Origin of the sequence: Corynebacterium sp. HMSC062E11 (assembly GCF_001811845.1) — a bacterium.
Taxonomy (GTDB): Bacteria; Actinomycetota; Actinomycetes; order Mycobacteriales; family Mycobacteriaceae; genus Corynebacterium; species Corynebacterium hesseae.
The window spans coordinates 44,643-45,209 of the sequence record NZ_KV806822.1 but is presented as its reverse complement, the minus strand read 5'-3'; the positions used below and the strand labels follow the sequence as shown (position 1 = coordinate 45,209).

At 55.7% G+C, this 567-nt stretch carries 1 protein-coding gene; it reads right to left on the bottom strand.

Annotated elements, in window-relative coordinates; genetic code table 11:
- Nucleotides 1-69: 69 nt before the first annotated feature.
- A partial coding sequence (locus HMPREF2822_RS09485) for an HNH endonuclease signature motif containing protein (protein ID WP_198530974.1) occupies nt 70-567 on the bottom strand: 498 nt, incomplete at its 5' end.

Below are 567 nucleotides of genomic sequence, written 5' to 3'. Positions count from 1 at the left end.
ATGTGCCCGTCAACCATCTTTGGGTTGGCGGGACCGGTGGTTGGTGGTGTCCTCTCTATGTTTGGGACATTAACTGTTGTCGGGTGGTGGGTCTGGTGGTTGTCCTGCTTGTTCGGCGTTGAGTCTGGCTACTGCTTCTTGGTATTCGGGCATTGCGGTGATTGGTGCTCCCCAGGGCGGGATGAAGCTGACCCCGGTGTTAAGCCGGTACATGTAGCCACGCCCGGTTGGTTTTAAAGGGTCATCATCATTGATCCCGTTGTGGTAGGCGCACAGGAAGGTCAGGTTCTTGATGTTGGTGTAGCCGCCTGCCTGCCAGGGGATGAGGTGATGGACTTGGCAGTAGTCTGCCGGTTTATTGCAGCCTGGTCTAGAACACGTGTGGAATTCAGCGTGCAGGGTAAGCCGTTGTTTGAAGTTTGCTCCACGCTCTAGCCGCCAGGTGTCGATGGGTCCTTCAATAGGGTGCACGATGGTGGCATACCCTATTTCGGCAAACTTGTGGGTTAAAAACTCTGCCCCGGTCATGCGCCCACCGTTGGTGAGGTTGAGTTCGATGTCGTCCCC